The 19,811-nt window shown below is 71.1% G+C and carries 15 protein-coding genes and 1 other RNA gene; 8 read left to right on the top strand and 8 right to left on the bottom strand.

All coding sequences use genetic code 11. The features are described from left to right. The first annotated feature begins 71 nt into the window (after nt 1-71). The 4 genes from cls to JI739_RS08740 all read left to right on the top strand — a co-directional run bounded on the left by cls (nt 72) and on the right by JI739_RS08740 (nt 8,360). Nucleotides 72-1,280, top strand: a complete 1,209-nt coding sequence (gene cls, locus JI739_RS08755) for a cardiolipin synthase (RefSeq protein ID WP_201683739.1) — start codon at nt 72-74, stop codon at nt 1,278-1,280. A 7-nt stretch (nt 1,281-1,287) separates the two neighbouring features. Next, nucleotides 1,288-3,114 carry an autotransporter assembly complex protein TamA gene (locus tag JI739_RS08750; protein WP_201683508.1) on the top strand — a complete coding sequence of 609 codons (1,827 nt, stop codon included), beginning with the start codon at nt 1,288-1,290 and terminating at the stop codon, nt 3,112-3,114. Beyond that, a complete protein-coding gene (locus JI739_RS08745) occupies nt 3,111-7,667 on the top strand; it encodes a translocation/assembly module TamB domain-containing protein (RefSeq protein WP_201683507.1) in 4,557 nt (1,518 codons plus the stop codon). Before JI739_RS08750 ends, JI739_RS08745 begins: the two co-directional genes overlap by 4 nt. 99 nt (nt 7,668-7,766) lie before the next feature. Beyond that, entirely contained in the window at nt 7,767-8,360 is a 594-nt protein-coding gene (locus JI739_RS08740; RefSeq protein ID WP_201683506.1) for a thioredoxin domain-containing protein, read from the top strand. 80 nt (nt 8,361-8,440) lie between these two features. Here the strand turns inward: JI739_RS08740 and JI739_RS08735 are convergent, their stop codons facing one another. After that, nucleotides 8,441-9,367, bottom strand: a complete 927-nt coding sequence (locus tag JI739_RS08735) for a pirin family protein (protein WP_201683505.1) — start codon at nt 9,365-9,367, stop codon at nt 8,441-8,443. A gap of 10 nt (nt 9,368-9,377) precedes the next feature. Further along, the gene (locus tag JI739_RS08730; protein ID WP_201683504.1) at nt 9,378-9,932 is read right to left on the bottom strand and encodes a flavodoxin family protein; all 555 of its coding nucleotides are present in this window, start codon (nt 9,930-9,932) and stop codon (nt 9,378-9,380) included. A 133-nt stretch (nt 9,933-10,065) separates the two neighbouring features. Between JI739_RS08730 and JI739_RS08725 the strand changes: the two genes are divergently transcribed. Together JI739_RS08725 and gluQRS are read left to right on the top strand one after the other, a co-directional pair. After that, nucleotides 10,066-11,220, top strand: a complete 1,155-nt coding sequence (locus JI739_RS08725) for an NAD(P)/FAD-dependent oxidoreductase (RefSeq protein ID WP_354003695.1) — start codon at nt 10,066-10,068, stop codon at nt 11,218-11,220. A 5-nt stretch (nt 11,221-11,225) separates the two neighbouring features. Then, nucleotides 11,226-12,116 carry a tRNA glutamyl-Q(34) synthetase GluQRS gene (gene gluQRS, locus JI739_RS08720; protein WP_201683502.1) on the top strand — a complete coding sequence of 297 codons (891 nt, stop codon included), beginning with the start codon at nt 11,226-11,228 and terminating at the stop codon, nt 12,114-12,116. Here gluQRS and JI739_RS08715 read toward each other — a convergent pair. Then, complete coding sequence (locus tag JI739_RS08715) at nt 12,070-14,148, bottom strand: hypothetical protein (protein WP_201683501.1); 2,079 nt, start codon at nt 14,146-14,148, stop codon at nt 12,070-12,072. The genes gluQRS and JI739_RS08715 overlap by 47 nt on opposite strands. A 13-nt stretch (nt 14,149-14,161) precedes the next feature. Continuing rightward, entirely contained in the window at nt 14,162-14,641 is a 480-nt protein-coding gene (locus JI739_RS08710; protein WP_201683500.1) for a CesT family type III secretion system chaperone, read from the bottom strand. A gap of 109 nt (nt 14,642-14,750) precedes the next feature. Here JI739_RS08710 and trmB point away from each other — a divergent pair, with 109 nt between their 5' ends. Next, nucleotides 14,751-15,470, top strand: coding sequence for a tRNA (guanosine(46)-N7)-methyltransferase TrmB (gene trmB, locus JI739_RS08705; protein WP_201683499.1), 720 nt, complete (start codon nt 14,751-14,753; stop codon nt 15,468-15,470). Nucleotides 15,471-15,491: 21 nt separating this feature from the next. On the opposite strand, the gene JI739_RS08700 is transcribed toward trmB, so the two are convergent. The 4 genes from JI739_RS08700 to dnaX form a co-directional block, all read right to left on the bottom strand. Next, nucleotides 15,492-16,541: an ABC transporter substrate-binding protein gene (locus JI739_RS08700; protein WP_201683498.1), complete on the bottom strand. Its 1,050-nt coding sequence runs from the start codon at nt 16,539-16,541 to the stop codon at nt 15,492-15,494. A 122-nt stretch (nt 16,542-16,663) separates the two neighbouring features. Continuing rightward, complete coding sequence (gene recR / locus JI739_RS08695; RefSeq protein ID WP_201683497.1) at nt 16,664-17,251, bottom strand: recombination mediator RecR; 588 nt, start codon at nt 17,249-17,251, stop codon at nt 16,664-16,666. A 16-nt stretch (nt 17,252-17,267) separates the two neighbouring features. Then, nucleotides 17,268-17,600: a YbaB/EbfC family nucleoid-associated protein gene (locus tag JI739_RS08690; RefSeq protein WP_201683496.1), complete on the bottom strand. Its 333-nt coding sequence runs from the start codon at nt 17,598-17,600 to the stop codon at nt 17,268-17,270. A 170-nt stretch (nt 17,601-17,770) separates the two neighbouring features. Next, nucleotides 17,771-19,627: a DNA polymerase III subunit gamma/tau gene (gene dnaX / locus JI739_RS08685; protein ID WP_201683495.1), complete on the bottom strand. Its 1,857-nt coding sequence runs from the start codon at nt 19,625-19,627 to the stop codon at nt 17,771-17,773. A 75-nt stretch (nt 19,628-19,702) separates the two neighbouring features. On the opposite strand from dnaX, the gene ffs reads away from it, so the two are divergent. Then, nucleotides 19,703-19,799, top strand: an RNA gene (gene ffs, locus JI739_RS08680) — signal recognition particle sRNA small type. The last annotated feature ends 12 nt before the right edge of the window (nt 19,800-19,811 follow it).

Genomic DNA, 19,811 nt, shown 5'->3' with positions numbered 1-19,811 from the left:
CCTGCTGCGATGCTTGCGCCGTGCTCATCGCCGCCTCGCTGATCGCCGCGCTCATCGTCGCCGTGGTTCTCATGAACTTCGGCATTGCCGAGCGCCGCATCGAGCAGGAGATGCCGCACCTGTATCCCGTCGACGACCCGCAGTTCTTCCGCTCCATGGGCATCCTGATGGGGCCGGCCATCGTGCAGGGCAACCGCGTCCAGGAGCTGGTCAACGGCGAGCAGATCTTCCCGGCCATGCTGCAGGCCATCCGCGAGGCGCGGCGCACGGTCCTTTTCGAGACCTTCATTTACTGGGCCGGCGACATCGGCGAGCAGATGGCGGACGCCTTGTCCGAACGCGCGCGCAACGGCGTCAAGGTGCATGTGCTGCTGGACTGGGTGGGCAGCATCCGGTGCGACGCCAAGCTGTTGGAGACCATGAGCGAAGCCGGCGTGGAGGTGCGCCGGTACCACCCGCTGCACTGGTACCACCTGATGCGCATGAACAACCGCACGCACCGCAAGCTGCTCATCGTCGATGGAAGCATCGGGTTCACGGGCGGGGTCGGCATCGCGCCGCAATGGACGGGCCACGCGCAGGACCCGGACCACTGGCGAGATACGCACTTCCGGGTGGATGGGCCGGTGGTGGCGCAGATGCAGAGCGTGATGCTGGCCAACTGGAGCAAGACCACCGGCGTGGTGCTGCACGGGGACGCCTACTTCCCGCCGCTGGAGCCGGTCGGCCACCTGCCCGCCCAGATGTTCGCCAGCTCGCCCACCGGGGGCAGCGAGAGCATGACGCTGATGTACATGCTGGCCATCACCGCAGCCGTGCGCAGCATCGATATCGGCAGCGCCTACTTCGTGCCCGATGACGTCAACTGCAAGGCGCTACGCTCGGCCGCGCAACGCGGCGTGCGGGTGCGCATCATCACGCCGGGGCGCCACACCGACGAAGCCACCGTGCGACGGGCCTCGCGCGGCATCTGGGGCGCGCTGCTCCAGGCGGGGGTGGAAATGTACGAATACCAGCCGACCATGTTTCACGTCAAGATCATGATCGTGGACCAACTGCTCACCTCGGTCGGCTCCACCAATTTCGATCCCCGCTCGCTCCACCTGAACGACGAGGCCAACCTCAACGTCTACGACACGGATTTCGCCCGCCGCATGACCGACATCTTCGAAGCCGACCTGAAAGCCAGCCGCCGCATCACCTTCGAAGAATGGCGGCACCGGCCCCTGCACGAGAAGGTCAAGGAGAAGCTGGCAGCCGTGGTCACTCCCATCCTCTAGATTGCCGATGCGCGACTGGCTCCGCCCTGCCCGCTCGTTGACGCTGGTCGCAACGCTCGCGCTGGCCGCACTCGCGCCGGCGTTGGCGCAGGAGGCGCCAGCGCCCCCGGCAGAGAACACGGGGCGCCCCGCCTTCGACATCGACGTGCGCGCGCCGGACGCCCAGCGCGAACTGCTCGAGCAGCACCTGTCGCTGGGCCGCTACCGGGAGGTGTCCGATCTCGAGGACGTCGAACTCGAGCGCCTGGTGGCGCAGGCCGAGCAGGAGGCGCGGCGGCTGCTGGCCACGCAGGGCTACTTCAACCCGGACCTGCGGATCCGCGTCGAGCGCGACCGCACCCCGCCACGGGTGGTGATCGAGGTCGGGCTGAACGAGCAGGCCCGCATCGAGCAGGTCGACATCCAGTTCGAAGGCGACGTGGCCCGCAGCACGGAACCCGAAGTGGCCGAACAGCGCGAGACCATCCGCCGCGATTGGCCGCTGCCGGTGGGCGAGCCGTTCACCCAGGAGAGCTGGTCGTCCGCCAAGGACGAGGCGCTGGACGTGCTGCTGGCGCGCCGCTATCCGCGGGCGCGGGTGAGCTACAGCCTGGCTGCGGTCGACGCGCTGGCGTCGCGCGCCAGCCTGGGCCTGCGGCTCGATTCGGGGCCGGCGTTCACCCTCGGTCCGCTGGTGGTGACCGGCGCCGACCGCTACCCGGAGCTGGTGGCGCAGCGCCTGGCGCGGCTGCCGGAGGGATCGGTCTACGACCGCGCCGAGATCGTCGAGGCACAGCTGCGCCTGACCGGCAGCGGCTATTACGACAGCGCCTTCATCGTGGTCGATCCGCAGGGGCCGCCGAGCGCCGCGCCGGTGCAGCTGACCGTGCGCGAAGCCGCGATCCACCGCTGGGTGCTGGGCGTGGGCCTGACCACCGACCTCGGTCCCCAGGCTTCCGTGGAATACCGCAACAACCGCTTTCCCAACCCGTACTGGCGCACCGAGGTGCGCACCCGCATCGAGCGCACGGCGCCCTTCGCGGAAGTCGAGCTGCTGTCCATTCCCAATCCCGACGGATGGCGCTGGAGCGGCCTTGTGCGCGGCTCGCGCACCCTGGACGAGAACGAGCAGGACACCCGGGCGCTGCGCCTGCGGGCCGGTCGCATCCGGGTGGGCAACCGCATCAGCCGCGAGGCCTACCTGGAGCTCGACCGCGCCACGGTCCGGGACAGCACGGGTGCGACCGCCTCCGAATCGGGTGCCGGCAGCGCGCTCATGGCCAACTACATCGTGAGCTGGCGCTATTTCGACAGCCTCACCCTTCCCACCCGAGGCTGGGGCGTGGCGGCCGAGCTGGGCGCCGGCTTCACGCTCACCGGCAACCGGCGGCCTTTCCAGCGCACGGTGTTGAGGGGGCAGACCTTCTTCCCGTTCACCAGCTCGCGACTGCTGCTGCGCAGCGAGGTCGGCGCCGTCTTCGCCGCCGACGACGCCGAGCTGCCGGGCACCCAGCTGTTTCGCACCGGCGGTGATACCAGCGTGCGTGGCTACGGCTTCCGCGACATCGGCGTGCGCCGCGCGAGCGGCGCCGACTCGCCGGGGCGCTACCTCCTGGTCGGCAGCGTCGAATGGCTACGCCCGATCCGGCGCAACAACCTGCCGACCAACCTGGAGCACACGCTGTTCATCGATGCCGGCGCCGTCGCCGACAGGCCCGGCGACCTCGACCCCGTGCTGGGGGTGGGCACCGGCGTCCGCTACAACAGCCCGATCGGTCCGCTGCAGGCCAGCGTCGCCTACGGCGTGGAGACCCAGCGCTTCCGGCTGCACCTGAGCGTGGGAGTGACGTTTTGACCGGAACCGTCCGACGGGCGCTGCGCTGGACCGGCTGGGTCACGACGGCCTTGGTCGCCCTGCTCCTGATCGCGCTGGCCTGGGCCTGGTGGTGGAGCGGTACGCCGGCCTCGCTCGACTGGGCGCTGCGGCGCATGCCGCCCGGCTTGCAGGTGGAGCAGGCCACCGGCAACCTGCGCGAAGGCGTGCAGGCCCGCCAGCTGCGCTGGGAACAGGACGGCCTGACCGTCACGGTGCGCGGCCTGGACGTGGGCTGGGACGTGCTGGCCCTCCTGGGTCGACGGCTGCAGATCGACCGGCTGCGCGCCGAGTCGGTCGAGGTGGTCGACGAGCGCCCGCCGCAGCCGACGTCCGGCGAGCCCCCGCAGGACCTGAGGCTGCCTTGGGGGCTGGGGCTGAGCATCGACGAGCTGGTGGTGGGCCGGCTGCGCTGGCAAGGTGCCACGCCCATCGAGGTGCGCCAGATCGCCGGCAGCTACCGCTACGCCGGCGACGAGCACCAGCTGCGCCTGCGGAACGCCGAGCATGACAACGCCCGCGTACGCGGCGTCCTGCAACTCGGGGCGCAGGGCGAGATGCCCCTGGAGGCACGGCTGCAGGGGGAGGTGCAGCCGCCGCTGCCGGGGCAGGCACCCTCTTTCCCGCTGCGTTTCGAGGCATCGGCCGAAGGTCCGCTGGCAAGCTTCGTGGCGAAAGCGCAGTTGCGCGGACCGCCACCGGCGGGCGGCGACCCGGCCCAGGGCACGCCGGCCGCCGACCTCAGCGCCCGCGTGACCCCCTGGGCCGATGCGCCGGTCGGGGAGGCGCAGGCGCAGGTGCAGAACATCGACCTGTCGCAGCTGGTGCCCGGGGCCCCGGCCACCCAATTGCAGGGCAACGTGCAACTGCGGCCCGCCGGCAGCGGCTGGACCGCGCAGGCCCGCCTGGACAATGCCCGCGCCGGTCCCTGGGACCGCCAGCTGCTGCCGCTGTCGCGGCTGTCGGCACAAGGCGAATGGCAGGCCGACGCCGGGCTGCGGGTGCCGCGCTTCGAGGCCCAGGTCGGCGACGGCACGGCCACCGGCGAGGGAAGCTGGAGCCCGACCCAGGGTTGGCGGGTCGACACCCGCTTGAAGAACCTGGATCCGGCTGCCCTCCACGGCGACCTGGCGTCCGATCCGCTCAGCGGCCAGCTGAAGGCCGCCCAGAGCGCCGACGCCCTGGATTTCGACGTGGACCTGCGTACCCGCGAGGCGCCGGGCCGCGGCGCGCCCGCCACCCTGGCCGACGCCGGCTCTCCACCGGCCCGGCCGGCGGCCGCAAGCGCCGCCGCACCGGCCGACTGGACGGGCCTGCTGCGGGCGCTGCGCCTTCGCCAGGTGATCGGCTCGGGGCGCTTCTCGAACGGCGTGCTCGAACTGGCCGACCTGGACGTGCTGACGCAGGATGCCCGCCTGCAGGGCACCCTCACGGCCAGGCTGGAAGAACGCAGCGGCCAAGGCCGCTTGTCGCTGCGCATCCCGGGGCTGAGCGCAAGCCTGGACGGCACCGTGGCCGCGCGGCGCGGAGGCGGCCAGCTGCAGGCCCAGGCCACCGACCTGGAGCAGGCGAGCCGCTGGCTGCGCGCGCTGCCGCTGGTGCCGCCTGACACCATTCCCCGGCTGACGGGCCAGTCCAGCCTGGATCTGACCTGGCGCGGCGGCTGGGAAGACCCGCAGCTGCGGGGACGGCTCGAGCTGGCCCGGGTCAGCCTGTCAACCGATGGAGAAGCCCCACCCTTGCAGGTGCCTTCCGCGCGGCTGCTGGTGGACGGGCCGCTGCGCGATGCGCGGGTGCAGCTTCAGGCACAGGTGCTGCAGGAGCCGGTGCGCGCCCGCCTGGACGCCGCCGGCCGCCTGCAGGGGAATCCACCCGGCGTGGCTCTCGAGCTGCAGCGGCTGCAGGCGGCCGTCAGCGGCATCGGTGCCGCCCCCGGGGAATGGCAGCTCGCCATGCCGCCGCAATCGGTGACGATCCGCTGGCAGCCGGAGGGTCCCGTGCAGGTCGGTGCCGGTAGCGCCACCGTGTCCGCCCCCAGCACTCCGCGCCGGACCCAGGCACGCCTCGCCTGGGGCCCCACCCGCTGGGAGCCGGGCCAGCTGAGCACCAGCGGGCAGGTGCAGGACCTGCCGCTGTCGTGGGTCCGCCTGTTCACCGGGCAGGACCCGCTCGCCCCCCGCATCGCCGGCGACCTGGTGTTCGCTGGGGAGTGGGAGCTGCGCCTGGACGGCCAGCCCCGGCTGCAGGCCTCGCTGCGTCGCACCGCAGGCGACCTGAGCCTGCAGAACCCCAGCACCCGCAGCGGCCCGGCACGCACGCAGGCGGGCATCCGCGAGCTGCAGTTGAACCTGCGAACCGACGACCGGCAGCTGCGCGCGCAGCTGCAGTTCGACAGCGAGCGCGCCGGCCAGGTCGAGGCCACCGCGTCGACCCGACTGGTGCCCGGGGGGGCCTTGGGCTGGCAGCTGCCGCCGGACCCACCCGTGACCACCACGGGCCGCGCCACCGGGCTGTCCCTGTCGCTGGTGCAGATGCTGACCGGCACCGACCTGCTGGGTCCCCGCGCCAGCGGTGACCTGCAGTTCGCCGCCCAATGGGATGCCAACCTGGCCGACCCGCTGCGGCTGCAGGCCACCATCGAACACACGGGCGGCGACCTGACGTTCCAAGGCCCGACCGCCGGCGCACCCCGGCTGGCGCTGGGCATCCGGCGGGCCCGGGTGACCCTGGAAAACGACGGCCCCCAGGTGCGCCTGGGGCTGGAATTCGACAGCAGCCGCGCGGGCCGGGTGCAGGCGCGCGCGTCGACACGGCTGGTGCGCGGCGGCCCCGTCGGCTGGGAGCTGCCGGACCGGCCGGTCATCGAGACCTCCGGCCAGGCCGAGGAGCTGTCGCTGGCGCTGGTGGACCTGTTCTCGGGCAGCGACGTGCTGGGTTCGCTGGTGACCGGCGACCTGCAGCTGCGCGCGCAATGGCAGGCCCGCCTCGCGGACACCCTGGCCCTGCAGGCGACGGTGGAGCGCAGCGGCGGCGACCTCACCGTGCTCGCCGAAACGGCGGGCGGCACCACCCAGCGCGTGCCCGCGGGCATCCGGCAGGCCCGGCTGCAGGTGTCCAGCCAGGGCAACCAGCTGCGAGGGTCGCTGCAGTTCGACAGCGAACGGGCGGGCAACCTCAGCGGCGAGGTGCGCACCACCTTGTCCGAAGGCGGCGCGCTGGGCTGGCAGCTGCCACCCCAGGCGCCGCTGGACGGGCGCGTGCAGGCGCAGTTGCCGACGCTGCGCGCCTGGTCGGTGCTGGCGCCGCCCGGCTGGCGCGTGCGCGGGTCCCTGGAGGCCGACGTGCGGCTGGCGGGTACGGTCGGCGATCCGCGCCTGGAGGGCGTCATCACCGCGCAGGACCTGGGGGTGCGGTCGGTGGTGGACGGGATCGCCTTGCAGGACGGCCGGCTGCGCGCGCTGCTGCAAGGCCAGCGCGTGGTCTTCGAGGAGCTGAGCTTTCGCGGCGCCGGCACCGATGCCGGCACGCTGCGGGCGACCGGGTCGGCCGAGCGCGGGCCGCAGGGGCTGCAGCTGGACTTGCGGGCCCGCCTGGACCGGCTGCGGGCCAGCGTCCGCAGCGACCGGCAGGTGACCGTCTCCGGCGACGCCCGGGCCCAGCTCGGTCCCGACGGCGTGGAGATCACCGGCGACCTGCGCGTGGACCGCGCCCGCATCGTCGCACCCGACGAAACGGCGCCGGAGCTCGGCGACGACGTGGTGGTGTTCAACCTGCCTCCCGGCGTCCAGCTGGTGGGGGACGCCGGCGCGGCCAACGGCAACGGGCGGCCCTTCCGGATGGCGGTCAACATCGACCTGGGCAACGACACCCGGGTCAGCGGCCGCGGCATCGACGCCGGCCTGCGCGGCCAACTGCGGGTCAGCGGCACCGACGTGTCGGACCCGCAGGTCAACGGCGAGATCCGCGTCGTCGACGGCGAGTTCGCCGCCTACGGCCAGCGGCTGGAGATCGAGCGCGGCGTGCTGCGCTTCACCGGGCCGGCCACCAACCCGGCGCTGGACGTGCTGGCGGTGCGCCCGCGCCTGGAACCCAAGGTCGGCGTCCTGGTCAGCGGCACCGCGCAGGCGCCCGACATCCGGCTGTACTCGAGCACCGCGATGACCGAAGCCGAGAAGCTGTCGATGCTGGTGCTGGGGCGGTCCTCGGCCAGCGGCGGCGCCGAGGCCGCGCTGCTGCAGCGGGCGGCCCTCGCCCTGCTGAGCCAGAAGGGGCCGGGTGGCGGTGGGGGCGGCGGCGGTCTGGCCGGCATGTTCGGCCTCGACGAGCTCTCGGTGCGGCGCGACGAGACGGCCGGCGCCGCCTTCGTGGTCGGCCGGCGCATCGCGAACAACCTGTATGCCAGCTATGAGCGCAGCCTCACCAGCGCCTTGGGCACCTTGTTCGTGTTCTACGACGTCACCGAGCGCCTGACCCTGCGTGCGCAGGCGGGCGAGCGCACCTCGGTGGACCTGATCTACCGGTTCAGCTACGACTGAGGGCCGATCCTCGACCGGGGTCGGCGCTGGGCATGCGCCACGGGGGCCGGCGCCGGGCCGTCTGGTATGTTTGCGCCCACCTGATTTCGTGAAGTCCCGATGAACACTCTCACCCGCCTCCTTTCCGCTGTCCTGGTGTGTGCCGGCCTCGCCGCCTGCAGCGACCGTCCCTCTCCCACCGCCGCTGGCGACAAGCCCGCCGCGGCGGCGGCCCAGCCGGTCTCGATCCAGGCCATCGCCGCCGAAGCCAAGGGCTTCACCGTGGGCTCCGAAATGAATGTGCGGCGGGTGTTCGTCTTCTTCGACCCGCAATGCCCCCACTGCGCGGCGCTGTGGCAGTCCGCCAAGCCGCTGCGCTCGCAGGCGCGCTTCATCTGGATTCCGGTGGGGCTGATGAACCCCAACAGCACGCTGCAGGGCGCGACCTTGCTGGCCTCGCCGAACCCGGTGGAGGCGATGGACCGCCATGAGGCCTCGCTGTCGGCCAAGCAGGGCGGCATTCCCGCGGGGGACAACATCGATGCGCAGAAGGCGGCCGTGGCCGCCAACACCGCCCTCATGAACCGCTACGGTTTCGGCAGCGTGCCCACCATCGTGGCCAACCATGCCGTGAGTGGCGAACTCGTGGTGCGCGAAGGATCCCTGCCGACCGCCGCCCTGGCGAACGCGCTGGGCCTGCAGGTGCCGCAGTGAAACAGGGGTTAGGGGGTAGGAGTCGGGGAGTTCCCCGGTGCGCTGCCTTCCCCGAGCCCCCAGCCCCTGGTCCGTAGCCCCTAGAGATACTGCGGCTCGGCGCCGCCGCCCTCCGGCGCCGGAGGCGCCACGAAGCGCTTCTCGGGCAGCGGGATGAACTCGGTTTCGCCCGGCACCGGCGCGAAGCGGCCGGCCTCCCAGTCCGCGGCTGCCTGCTGGATGCGGGCTGGGCTGCTGTGCACGAAGTTCCACCAGATGTGGCGCGGCCCGTCCAGCGGCTCGCCGCCGATGACCACGGCCCGCGTGCGGCCGCCATGGCCCTGCAGGCGAGCGGCCTGGCCCTCGGCCAGCAGCGCCATGCGACCGGCCGGCACCGGCTGGCCGTCCACCACCAGGCCGCCCTGAACCGCGTAGACCGCGCGCTCGCGCACCAGCGGCGGCAGCTCCAGCCCCTGGCCTTCCGCGAGGTCGAGATCGAGGTAGAGCGTGGTCGAGGCGGGTCGCACCGGCGAGCGATCGCCGAAGGCCTCGCCCACCAGCAGCCGCACCGGCACGCCCTGCACGCTCAGCCGAGGAATGTCGCGCGCGGGCGTGTGCGTGAACGACGGATCGCCCTCCTCCTGGGCGCGGGGCAGCGCCACCCACAGCTGCAGGCCATGGTTGACGAAGCTGCTGTCATGGAGCGAAGCGGGGCGGCGCTCGGAATGCGCGATGCCGCGACCGGCGCTCATCCAGTTGATGGCGCCGGGCTCGATCAACTGTTCGCTGCCCAGGCTGTCGCGATGCATCATCGCGCCCTCGAACAGGTAGGTGACGGTGGCCAACCCGATGTGGGGATGCGGGCGCACGTCGTGCAACTGGCCCGGCTGCTCGGTCACCGGCCCGAAGTGGTCGAAGAAGATGAACGGCCCCACCGTGCGCCGCCGCGCCGCTGGCAGGTAGCGCCGGACGATGAAGCCGCCGCCGAGGTCTTTCTCGGCGCCGGGCAAGGTTTGCAAGGGGTCCACGTGAAGCCTTTCAGCGCGCCAGGCGCGCGGTGAGTTGGGCGAGGCGCTCGCCGTACTGGCGCGCCATCTCCAGGTCGGCCGACGACATCTCGCCGGAGGAGGCGTCGATCGCCGTCGTGGCCACGGCGCCGCGCCACAGCCCGTGCCAGTTGGGATCTTCGCGCTGCGCGGTCTTGCTGTTGGAGGGCATCATGCCGTTGCCGACCCAGAGGCCGCCGTGCTGCATGGCCAGGGTGAAGAAGTAGTCGAGCGTGCCGGCCTTGTCGCCCGCCGGGCTGGAGCTGCTGGTGAAGCCGCCGAAGACCTTGTCCTTCCAGGCCTGCGCGTACCACGCCTTGGACGACGCGTCGGCGAAGCGTTTGAACTGCCAGCTGGGCCCGCCCATGTAGGTGGGCGCGCCAAAGACGATCCCATCGGCCGCGGCCAGCTCGTCCCAGCCGGCCGCGGGCAGGTTGCCGTCCGCGTCGATGGCGACCAGGCGGGCCGCCGCCCCGTCGGCCAGCGCCTGGGCCTGCCGCTGGGTGTGGCCGTAGCCCGAGTGGTAGACGACCGCGATGGACACCATGGATGCGACTTTCCTGTTCTGGCTGATCGATGGCGGCACGCGCCGGAACCCCCGAATGTAGGGCCCCGGCGCGCGGCCGGGGGGCCCCGCGATCGCCAGGCCTCACTGGCTGCCTCATCCACGCCCTGGCCTGGTGCCACAATCCCCCGCCATGCAGCGCTCCACCCGCAATCGTTCAGATTCCTCCACCGGCGAAGCCCTCGAAGCCGCAGCCGCCGTCTTGCAGACCGCCTCCGAGGAGGTGCCGCAGCCCGAGGCTTCGCGAACGCGACGGGTCGCGGTCGTCGGCGCCGGCATTGCCGGGCTGGCCTGCGCACGCACGCTGGTCCAGGCCGGCCACGAGGTGACGGTGTTCGAGCGCGAAGAACACGTCGGAGGCCGCATGGGCAGCCTCGACTCCCCCTTCGGCAGCTTCGACCACGGGGTGCAGTACTTCACCGTCCGCGACGAGCGGTTCGCCCGCGTGCTCAAGCTGCACCCGGGGCTGTGCAAGCCCTGGAGCGCACGCGCCGTGCGGGTGCTCGACCCCCATGGCCGGGTGGCCGAGGTGTCGCAGCGGCCCGAGTCGCGCTGGGTGGGCCAGCCCCGCATGGATGCCCTGCCCCGGGCCTGGGCCGAACCGCTGCAGGCCGCCGGCCGGCTGCGGCTGGGGACCCGGGTGCTGCGGATCGAGCCCGCGCGTTCGGGCGGCCGCTGGCGGCTGGCCTGCGAGGGCGCAGGCGGCGAAACGGATGGCAACGAGGTGTTCGACCAGGTGCTGCTGGCGGTGCCCGCGCCGCAGGCGGCACAGCTGCTGCGGGGCTCGGAGCTCGCGCCCGAGCTGGTGACCCAGCTCGAACAGGTTCACATCACGCCCTGCTGGACGCTGATGCTCGCCTTCCCCAACGCGCAACCGGCCGGCCGCATCGGGCCGCAGTGGAACGCCGCCTCCAGCAGCCATCACCGCATCGCCTGGCTTTCGCGTGAGTCGTCCAAGCCGGGACGCGCGCCGATCGAGCGGTGGACGGTGCAGGCCAGCTCCAACTGGTCGGCCGAGCACCTGGAAGACGATGGCCCGCGCGTGGCCGCCAAGCTCCTGCGCGGGTTCGCCGAGGTGACCGGCATCCGCGCCGAACCCAGTGACGTGCAGGTGGTCCGCTGGCGCCATGCCCAGACCCATGTGCCGCTGGGCCGCAGCCACCTGCGTGACGCCGCGCTCGGCCTGGGCGCCTGCGGCGACTGGTGCCTGGGCCATCGGGTCGAGGACGCCTTCGTCTCCGGCCTGGAGCTGGCGCTGGCCACCCTCTGACCCCCATGGCGGCGGCCTATCGCGGGCGCTTCGCGCCATCGCCCACTGGGCCGCTGCACGCCGGCTCACTGGTCGCCGCGCTCGCCAGCTGGCTGGACGCGCGGGCCCACGGCGGCCAGTGGCTGGTGCGGATCGAGGACGTGGACACGCCGCGCTGCGTACCCGGCGCCGACCAGGTCATCCTCTCGCAGCTGGCGACCTGCGGCCTCGTGCCCGACGAGCCGCCGGTCTGGCAATCGACCCGCGGAGCGCTGTACCAGCAGGCGCTGGACCGGCTGGTGGCCGCGGGACAGGCCTACCCGTGCGCCTGCTCGCGCAAGGACATCGAAGAGGCGCTGCGGGCGGCGGGCCGGCCGCGCACCCGTCACGGCGAGCTGGTCTATCCGGGCACCTGCCGCCACGGCACGGGCGGGCGGCCCGCCAGGGCCTGGCGGCTGCACACCGAAGGTACGCCGCCGGTGCACTGGAACGATCGGCGGCTGGGGCCGCAGCAGCAGGACGTGGCCACCGAGGTGGGCGACTTCGTGCTGCGGCGCGCCGACGGGCTGTGGGCGTATCAGCTGGCCGTGGTGGTGGACGATGCCCATCAGGCCATCACGCACGTGGTGCGCGGGGAGGACCTGGCGGACAACACGCCAAGGCAGATCCTGCTGCAGCGTGCGCTGGGGCTGCCGACGCCGGTCTACCTGCACACGCCGTTGGTGCTGGGGGCTGATGGAGAGAAGCTGTCCAAGCAAAACGGCGCCGCACCGCTGGACCTGTCGGACCCTGCCCAGGCGCTGCAGGACGCGGCAAAGGTCCTGGGCATTCGCCTCGAGGCGACGCAGCCCGGCTGGCTGCCCGGGGCGGTCAGTGCCTTCGAGCGGTTTCTGGACGATGCATCCGGACCGGCGTAGCCGAATCGCGCCCCGAGTCCGGGTCGGCAGGGTCCGTGCCTGAGGTGGCGAAGTCGCGCGCGGTCAACAGTTCGCCGTCTTCCATGAGCTCTTCCGACGACGGACTGGAAGGCCGCGGCTGCGCCTGAGCAGCGAGGCTGCCGCTGGGCTCGGCCGGGCCGCCCGCGGCGAACGTGATGAGCGAGGGCCCATCGGCCCCGTCGCCGTACTCCGGGATCGCAACGGGTGAGCCGTCATCGACCGCGCCTTGGCGCGCTCGCGTGGCATCAATCGCCGACAGGCCTTGGGGGGCGGACTGGATACGCAACATGCCAGGCCCATGCTTGGACTCGGACACGCGAGATGCCTGTGCTCGCCCACGTGAAGACTCCTCATCCGATGCGCTGGGGCTGCGCTGGCGCTTGTCATCACCCGAGCGCAGCGTCTGGAAGTTGGGCGCGGACTGAAAAGGTCGTCGTTCGGCGTCGTCGAAGACGCCGATGCCCTGGCCGCTCGATGCCGCCGACGAAAAATTCGATGGAAGCAAGGATGTGGGCGACGCCGCCACGGCCGCCCGCGGGCGGTCGGCTCCTTGCGGCGGACTGGCGGCAAAGAGCGCGCGCCAGTGAGGCCGCAGCAGCTCGTCGACGGCCTCATCCACCCGATCCTGCAAGCGCTGCCATCGAGCCTCGTCGGCCAGGGTGCGTTGCGTGGCCGCCCATCTCTTTTCATGGTGCTGACCGGCCTCGATCACCGCTCCCCTGAAGTCGGTGGGCGCGAGCCCTCCCGCGAGCATGTAAGGGTTGCTCGTGACGCCACGCAGGCGGCTGACCGCCCGCTCGATGTCCACGCTGAACAGTGCATTGAACAATCGGACCGCCCAGGCGTCGTAGGCGTCGACGGGAAGCCGCTGGAGGAGCTCGCCAAAGGACTTTGGCCGTTCGGGCCACGCCATTCGGGTTTCGGCCCCGCGACTCCACGCCGTCACCACCTGGCAGTAGGTCCGCGTCACCTGGTCCAGCGCTTCAATGGCGGATGACATGGCGGCGTGGGCCGCGTACTTCCGGGCAATGCCCGCGACGTCGTCCGATTGCCCGAACCCACTGCGCTCGACATCCAGCGCGTCTTCCATCTGCCTGGCGAAATGCTTGTTGAGCAGGTAAATGCCTACGGCATACGTGGACAGCGTCAGGCCAGTGCGCAACCACATGGTCGAGGGCTGGAGCAAGACCTCGCCATAGGCGGCATCGCCACGTTTCAACTTGATGTCCGGCTGTCCGTCCTCCCCGGGAATCAAGAACTCCGCCCCACCGCCAAGAGCGTACTTGGTGGTGTGGGTGGTGTAGTCCCTGACGATGTTCTGTACCGTACGACCCATTTGGAACACGAGGAGCATGGTGCCCAGCGCGAGCCCTTGCTGCGGGTCACGCAGCCAGGCGATCACTGGCGGAGCCCCCATCGAAGTGAGCGCGAGGCTTTTCACGCCCAAGGCCACTCGGTCGACCGTCTTGCTGGAAAACGGCACGCCGCGCCGGCAACAGACAGCGACGGTGTTGGTGATCAACTCGCTGGCCCGATCGACTGCAGGAAATGTCAAGCGGCTCATCAACAGCAGGCTGCCGATCGCCGCACCCGCAGCGCCGACGAAGCCCTGGCTGGCGACCCACTCGAGCCCGGTCTGCACCGCCACCCTGGCGGCGCCACCCACGCCTTGCGAGATGCCCTGCTGCACGCCACCGGCCAAGGCGACCGCTGTTCCCCAGCACAGCGACCGCCCGAGCGAGGCGAGGGACAGGCAGCGGCGAGCCCGGGGGGCTTCAGGCGGCTCGACGTCGACCGGGGCAGCCGCCTGTGCGTTCTGCAGGCCCGGTGGGCCGGCCCGCACCTGGATCGGCGCGTCGTGCGGCCCGGCCGGCTCCGCCGGCTCTGCCGGTTCTGCCCGCTCGGAGGGCTGCGTGGATTCGGAGACCGAGTCTCGCCGTGAGTTGTCCCAGTATCGGGGCCAGCTGAATTCGAACGATGAGGTTGACGACGAACGCGGCAGGCCGTTCATTGCGTCTCCCCCGTCAGGCCCGTGTGCCGACGGCGGCCATCAGCACGGATGGCGCCTGCTCGTCGCCCAAGCCACCGGCCAGCACGAACTCGCCGCTGCGCCAGCGCTGCACCGCCGCCACCATCTCGTGCGCCTGGGCCTGGACCTGCGCCGGATCGGCGTCGGTCAGCCGGAAACCGTGGTGGAAATAAACGGAGCCCGTCTCCGGGTGCATCGAAAACACCGGCGGCTGCGTGCCCATCATGAGGAAGTTGGCCCCGAGCAGCACCTCGCAGGCTTCGCGTTCCCGACCTGTCGGCAAGGGCCCGAACTCGACCAGCAAGATGGCGTGCTCGTCGTCCGTGAACGAGGCCTGGATCAGCCCGATCTCGACCCCCTCGAAGGTGAGCGTGATCGCAGGAGGCAGGGGATCCTGTGCCAGCGATCCCGGAAGTTCCACTCCCATGGCGTCGCAGACGCGCTGGCAAAAGGCTTCGAAGCGGATGGTGGTCATGGCGTGGCGAATGAATGAGCCGTTTTGCTACGCCGATGAGTCTGTACACCTCTTCAGTGGTTCCAAGCTGAAGGGCCGGGTATTCCCTGCGCGCGTGACAATCACGTCCATGTCAGAGCTACCCTCACCCGCGCCCTTTCCGGGCGTCGAGCACCCCAGGGCGGTGCGCAGCTTCGTGCGTCGCGCCGGCCGCACCACGACCGGGCAGGCCCGAGCCTTCGAAACCTTGGGGCCGCGATTCATCATCCCGTTCCAGGAGCAAGTTCTGGACCTCCCGGCCACCTTCGGCCGCGAGGCGCCCACGATCCTTGAAATCGGATTCGGCATGGGCGAAGCCACGGCCCACATCGCCGGCCTCATGGGCGAGAAGAACTTCCTGTGCTGCGAAGTGCACGAGCCCGGCATTGGTGCCCTACTCAAGCGCGTTGGCGAGCAGGGGCTGGGGAACATCCGGATCGTGCCGCATGACGCGGTGCAGGTCGTGGACCAGATGCTCGCGCCGGGTTCGCTGGCGGGCGTCCACGTGTTCTTCCCCGACCCCTGGCACAAGCTGCGGCACCACAAGCGACGATTGATCCAGCCGCCGCTGGTGCGCCGCCTGGCCGAGCGCCTGCGCCCCGGCGGCACCATCCATTGCGCCACCGACTGGGAGCACTACGCGCAACAGATGCTGGAGGTGCTGAGTGCCGAACCCCTGCTGCGCAACACGACGGAGGGCTACGCGCCCCGCCCCGATTACCGGCCGCTCACCAAGTTCGAGAACCGCGGCCTGCGGCTGGGTCACGGGGTGTGGGACCTGGTGTTCGAGCGGACGAAAGAGCCGGCTTGAAGGAGCGCCGGCGCGCGGGCTTCAGGCGTTGAACCGGTCCTTGGCGCGGCGCGCGAAGTCGTTGGTGAAGCTGCGGGCAGGGTCGATGCGGTCGGGCCGGACGGCGGGGTCGAACACCGCCAGGATGCGAACCGCCGTGCGAACGCCGTCGGGGGGAATCAGCCCGTCGGGCGAGATGGCTTCACGCACGCGGTTGAAGGCCGAGAGGTAAACCGCCCGATCGCCCTGGAAGTACGACTCGGGCACCGTGCGGATGATGTCGCTGGGGCCTGCCGTCTGCAGCCACTTGAGCGCATGCACGAGCGCATTGCTCACCGCCTGGCAGGTGGCCGGGTGCTTCTGCACGAAATCGTGCGAGGCATAGAGGCAACTGGCGGGCATGGGCCCGCCGAAGACCTCGTGCGTGCCCTTGAGCGTGCGGGTGTCGCTGATGATCCGCAGTTCGCCCCGCTGCTCGAGCTGGGTGACCAGCGGATCGCCATGGCTGATGGCGTCGATGTCCCCGGCGCGGAACGCGGCGAGGGCGTCCCTGGTGGGCAGGCTCACGAACTGCACGTCGTTGGGTTCCAGCCCCCCCTGCGCCAGGACCAACCGGGCCACCATGGTGCTGGAGGAATCGGGCGTGGCGATGCCGATGCGGCGACCGCGCAGGTCGGCCACGGTGCGGTAGATCGGCAGCGCTCGGGTGGAGACACCCATGGCGACCTGGGGCGCCCGCCCCTGCAGCACGAAGGCCTGGAAGGCCTGTCCACGCGCCTGCAGGCCGACCACGTGCTCGAAGGGGCCGCACAGGATGTCTGGCGCAGCCGCGAGCCCGTCGTGCAGGGCGCGCGGCGCGGTGCCGTGCTCGATGATCTCCGGCTCCAGGCCTTCGTTGCGGAAGTAGCCCAGTTGCATGGCGATCGTCAGCGGCAGCTCCGGAAAGGCCGACTTGCTGGCCACGCTGATCGCCACCCGAGGCTTTTCGAGCCGCACACCCTGCGCCCGCAGCGCGGGGCTGCCGACGGCGGCCGCTGCGAGCAGGGCCGCGCCGGTGAAGGCACGGCGAGTGAGGACGGGGGCGCTGGGCATGGCGCGAGGTTAGTCGCCACCCCCTCAGCCGTCATCGGGACCGACCCCCTTGGGGTTTTCACCTGTGGCGACCGTGAATCCATTCACGGCCACTGCACGACCGCAGCGCTCGGCCGATCGGGTCAACGGCGATCGACCAATGCGTGGGCGATGGTGCCCAGGTCGACGTACTCGAGTTCGCTGCCGGCGGGCACGCCGCGCGCGAGGCGCGTCACCTTCAGTCCCCGGGCCTTCAGTGCCTCGCCGATCACGTGCGCGGTCGCCTCGCCCTCGGCCGTGAAATTGGTCGCGACGATGACTTCCTGCACACGCCCGTCGGTCGCGCGCTCGAACAGGCGGGACAGGCCGATGTCCTTGGGGCCGATGCCATCGAGCGGGCTGAGCTTGCCCATGAGGACGAAGTACAGGCCGCGAAACGCACCCGTGCGCTCCAGTGCAGCCTGGTCGGCCGGCGTTTCGACCACGCAGAGCTTGCTGGCATCACGCTGCGGATTGCGGCAGGTATCGCACACCTCGTCTTCGGTGAAGGTGTGGCACTGGCTGCAGTGGCGCATGCGGCTGGCCGCCTGCTGCAGCGCCTGGGCCAGCAGCTGCGCGCCTTCGCGGTCGTGCTGCAGCAGGTGGTAGGCCATGCGCGAGGCGCTCTTCTGGCCGACGCCGGGCAGGCGACGCAGGGCGTCGATCAGGGCGGGCAGGCTGTTGCTGGACACGCGCGCAGGCCGCCCCTCAGAAGGGCAGCTTCATGCCGCCGGGCAGGCCCGGCATGCCTGCGGTGAGCTTGCCCATCTTCTCCTGCGAGGTCTCCTCGGCCTTGCGCACGGCGGCATTGAAGGCCGCGGCGACCAGGTCCTCCAGCATGTCCTTCTCGTCGGCCAGCAGGCTGGGGTCGATCTCGACGCGCTTGACGTCGTGCTTGCAAGTCATGGTCACCTTCACCAGGCCCGCGCCGGACTCGCCGGTGACCTCGATGGTGGCCAGTTCCTCCTGGGCCTTCTTCAGGTTGTCCTGCATGGCCTGCGCCTGCTTCATGAGCCCGGCGAGCTGTCCCTTGTTGAACATGAAAATTCCTCTTTAAGTCGGTTGATCGAAAAACGCTGTGTCGCACACCGAACGCCGTCCCAGGCCACCGCGCAGCGGTAGACCGTTTCAGGGCCACCGCGGAGCCGGCTTCGCCGGGCCGCCGGTTGCGCCCTCGGGGAGGCGGCCGACAGGCCGCTTCGGGAGGACCTCTAGACCGGTTTGATGCTGCCAGGAACGATTTTGGCCCCAAAGTCCCGCATCATCTGCTGCACGAAGGGGTCGGCCTGGATCAGTTCTTCGGCGGCGCGCTGGCGCTCGGCGGCGGCACGCGCATTGCGCCGTGCCGGGCTGTCCGTGACGACCCCGATTTCCACGCCCAGCGTGACCCCGAAGCCGGCCGCCTGCAAGGCCGCCTGAAGGCGCTCGCGGGTGCTCGACTGGTTCAGCGATTCGCGCTCGATGCGCAGCAGCCAGTGATCGGTGTCACGGGCGACCAACTGCGACTGCAGCGCGAGTTCGCGCACCAGGGCCGTGACGGCCTCGGCGGCGACCAACTGCTGCACGGTGGCGTACCAGAAGTCGCCGTCCTCGGTGGGGGTGTAGTCGGTGGCGCTGCGCTGGCCCAGCGCGAGTTCGCGCGCCGGCTCGGACTGCACGCGAACCGGAACCGTCAAGACCGGCGAGGCGGGGCGGCCATCCGACGGCGGCTTGCCCGTGCGCACCGTCTGCGCTTGCGACTCGACGACAGGCAGCACCTGGCCGGCGGGCGCATCCACCGCCGGCACGGCGCGGGCAAGGGGCTGTGGTGCGGGCGGCGCCTGCGCCGGCCGGGAGGATGGCGGCGCGGGCTGGCTGCCCGGCTGCGGCGCCGGCTCGGCCACCCGCTGGACGACTGGCGCCCCCGGTGCCGGCCTCAAGGGTTCATGCGAAGTTTTTTTTTCAGCCGGTGCCGGTGGCGTTGCGGCGATTCCCGGCTTGAAGGCGAGCAGCCGCAGCAACACCATGGTCAGCGCCGCGTACTCATCGGGCGCCAGCCCGAGCTCGGCACGACCGTGCAGGCACATGCCATACAGCAGCTGGGTCTCGTCGGCCGGCAGCGATTGCGCCAGCCGCCCGATCTCACGCGCTTCGGGATCGGAGTCGTCGCCGGCGGCAGGCACCGCCTGCCGCACCGCCATCCGCTGCAGCACCGCGGTCATCTCCTCCAGCGTGGAACCGGCGGACAGACCGTGCAGCCGGAGCTGCTCGCAGGTCTCGACCACGCTGCGGCCATCGCCCTGAGCCAGCGCCTCGATCAGCCGAAACACATGGCTGCGGTCCACGCTCCCGAGCATCTGGCGCACCGCGGCTTCCTCGACGCGGCCGCTGCCGAAGGCAATGGCCTGGTCGGTCAGCGACAGCGCATCGCGCATCGACCCACGGGCGGCGCGACCCAGCAGCCGCAGGGCGCCGGCATCGGCCGGCACGCCCTCGACCTCCAGCACCCGAACAAGATGCTCCTGCACCGTCTCGGGCGCCATGGGCCGCAGGTTGAACTGCAGGCAGCGTGACAGCACGGTCACCGGCACCTTCTGGGGGTCGGTGGTGGCGAGCACGAACTTGAGGTACTCGGGCGGCTCTTCGAGCGTCTTGAGCATGGCGTTGAACGCATGCCCGGTGAGCATGTGCACCTCGTCGATCATGAAGACCTTGAAGCGGCCCTGCACCGGCTTGTAAACGGCCTGCTCCAGCAGTGACTGCACTTCGTCCACCCCACGGTTGGAGGCGGCGTCGAGCTCGGTGTAATCGACGAAGCGGCCGGCATCGATGTCGGTGCAGGCCTGGCACACGCCGCAGGGCTGCGCGGTGATGCCGCCCTGCCCGTCCGGCCCCTGGCAGTTCAGCGACTTGGCCAGGATCCGCGATACGGTGGTCTTGCCCACGCCGCGGGTGCCGGTGAAAAGGTACGCATGGTGCAACCGCTGCTGCGTCAACGCATTGGAAAGCGCCTGCACCACATGCTCCTGGCCCACCATTTCGCTGAACGTCTTGGGACGGTACTTGCGGGCGAGCACGAGGTAGGACATGGGGCGCGATTCTAAGGTCGCGCCCTTGGAGCCTTTCAGTCCGAAGGCCTCACGGCCTCGCCTACAATCGCGCCTGACGGGCCTCCCCGCATGGTGAAGCGGCCAAACGGGTCAGGTGGGGAACCAAGCAGCCCTAACTGTGGAGCCAGTGCCGGGGGTAAGGCTCGTCAACTTCTTTTCTTCT

This window comes from Ramlibacter aurantiacus (assembly GCF_016722895.1).
Lineage (GTDB): Bacteria > Pseudomonadota > Gammaproteobacteria > Burkholderiales > Burkholderiaceae_C > Ramlibacter > Ramlibacter aurantiacus.
Note: the sequence above shows the minus strand (reverse complement) of the source record. Positions and strands in the feature narration are given on the sequence as shown.

What these genes read in the sequence shown, in the direction of transcription:
- JI739_RS08750 (WP_201683508.1), top strand. Translation starts at nt 1,288, where the DNA reads ATGCGCGACTGGCTCCGCCCTGCCCGCTCGTTGACGCTGGTCGCAACG.
- JI739_RS08730 (WP_201683504.1), bottom strand. Translation starts at nt 9,932, where the DNA reads ATGGTGTCCATCGCGGTCGTCTACCACTCGGGCTACGGCCACACCCAG.
- JI739_RS08690 (WP_201683496.1), bottom strand. Translation starts at nt 17,600, where the DNA reads ATGTTCAACAAGGGACAGCTCGCCGGGCTCATGAAGCAGGCGCAGGCC.
- JI739_RS08740 (WP_201683506.1), top strand. Translation starts at nt 7,767, where the DNA reads ATGAACACTCTCACCCGCCTCCTTTCCGCTGTCCTGGTGTGTGCCGGC.
- cls (WP_201683739.1), top strand. Translation starts at nt 72, where the DNA reads ATGAACTTCGGCATTGCCGAGCGCCGCATCGAGCAGGAGATGCCGCAC.
- dnaX (WP_201683495.1), bottom strand. Translation starts at nt 19,627, where the DNA reads ATGTCCTACCTCGTGCTCGCCCGCAAGTACCGTCCCAAGACGTTCAGC.
- JI739_RS08710 (WP_201683500.1), bottom strand. Translation starts at nt 14,641, where the DNA reads ATGACCACCATCCGCTTCGAAGCCTTTTGCCAGCGCGTCTGCGACGCC.
- JI739_RS08700 (WP_201683498.1), bottom strand. Translation starts at nt 16,541, where the DNA reads ATGCCCAGCGCCCCCGTCCTCACTCGCCGTGCCTTCACCGGCGCGGCC.
- trmB (WP_201683499.1), top strand. Translation starts at nt 14,751, where the DNA reads ATGTCAGAGCTACCCTCACCCGCGCCCTTTCCGGGCGTCGAGCACCCC.
- gluQRS (WP_201683502.1), top strand. Translation starts at nt 11,226, where the DNA reads ATGGCGGCGGCCTATCGCGGGCGCTTCGCGCCATCGCCCACTGGGCCG.
- JI739_RS08715 (WP_201683501.1), bottom strand. Translation starts at nt 14,148, where the DNA reads ATGAACGGCCTGCCGCGTTCGTCGTCAACCTCATCGTTCGAATTCAGC.